Consider the following 1,587-nt stretch of genomic DNA (forward strand, 5'->3'; position numbering starts at 1 on the left):
ACTTCGAGGAGCTGCTTGTAGCCGAGCGCGATGTCCTCGGCGGACAGGTGCGGGTCGGAGCATCGCAGCAGGTACTTGCCGTCGAGGTTCTCCTCGGCCTTGATCTTCGCGGTGTCGATGCGGAGCTTGCCGGCCGGTGTGGTGCGGAGGTAGCGGTTGAGTCCGGGCTTGCCGGCGATCTTGCCGCGGAGTTCGCCGCGCTTGAACTCGCTGAGCTTGTCGGTGTCTTCGATCAGGGAGGTGAGCTGGGCGACGAGCTGTTCGCGTATGTGCTGGTCACGGGTGGCGGCTTCGGGGTTGTGGCAGATCACGAACCGTTCGGTCTCCGAGATCCGCACCTCCTTGACCCGCATGTTGTGGGCGATCTCGCCGTAGCGGCCCTGGCGGGACAGGGCGGCCTTTACTTCCGGGCTGCCGGAGCGGAGTTTCTCGCCGACGATGTAGGCGTTGTCGCCCTGGCGGAGGTAGCGGCGGTTGCGTTCGCTGGAGAATCCCCGGTCGGTGACCCACACGATCTTGCTCAGCGTCCAGTCCCGCATGTCGTCCTTGACCTGCCGGATCAGCTTGCTGTCGCCGGTGTTGCCGGGCCAGGACCAGACACGGACCGGGATCCCGTCCCGCGTGACGGCCATCCCGATCACGATCTGCGGAAGGTCGTCGCGGGAGTCCTTCGACTTCCCGGACGTGCGGAACCCGGCCTGATCAGGGGCGTCGCCACTGTCGTCCGCGTCGGCGGGAGTGTCGTCTGCGGCGGGCAGGAGGCGGCCCTTGTCGTCGCGGGCGACGAGCTCGTCGGCCTCCTCCAGTTCGAAGTAGGTGCTGGTGGTGTCGAAGAACAGCAGGTCGACCTCGAGGTTGAGAAGGTTCGCGACCTCGTCGAACACCCGCTTCTCCAGGTCGTCCTGGACTTCGTGGAGCCAGTCCATCGCCCGGTAGCAGGCGTCGTCGTCGCAGGCCGGCAGGCCGTCGACATGCACGTCGTTGGTGACCCAGTCCGCGGCGGCCAGCTTCGACGACGGGGCCAGGGCCCGGTTCGCGACCATGGAGAACAGCACCCGCTCGGTCACCGACATGTCCCGGCGTCTGCCCCGCTTGGGCTGCCCGACCTGCCCGACCTGCCCGACGATCTTGTCGATCTTCAGTCGCCGCCACAGATGATCGAGGACGTAGGTGCCGCCGAACGGGACCGAGGAGACGAACTCCAGGTCACCCGCCGCGGTCGACGCCAGTGCTTCGCCCGGTTCCAGCAGCCGTGATAGAGAGGCGACCAGGCGTTTCACCGCGTCCCGGTCGAGGTCGTCCGCACGGCCGAACGTGAACAGGACCTTCGGGACCGCCCGGCCCTTCACCGGATCCCACTCATTGTGGGCCAGGTGCAGGTACCGGACCGTGCCGGACTTGTTCTCCCGCTTCGTCGTCTTCACATACACGACTCCAGACCCTACGGAGCAACTCCAGGTCAGCGCAGGTGAATCCGCAAAATCGCGTCTCTAGGCGAATCTGGCCGCGTCACCAGCCTCCAACCCGCTGACCTGCACCTTCAGCCTGGCAGGTACTCCAGAACCCCTGAATTGCGCGGAACGCAGG

The 1,587-nt window shown here is 66.4% G+C and carries 1 protein-coding gene; it reads right to left on the reverse strand.

Features of this window, described 5'->3' with window-relative positions; genetic code table 11:
* Nucleotides 1–1,424: IS1634 family transposase (locus B9S61_RS31385; RefSeq protein WP_181007617.1), on the reverse strand; the 1,424-nt coding region annotated here is incomplete at its 3' end.
* Nucleotides 1,425–1,587 lie beyond the last annotated feature (163 nt).

Source organism: Streptomyces sp. SM1 (genome assembly GCF_002910825.1).
GTDB classification, from domain to species: Bacteria; Actinomycetota; Actinomycetes; order Streptomycetales; family Streptomycetaceae; genus Streptomyces; species Streptomyces okerensis.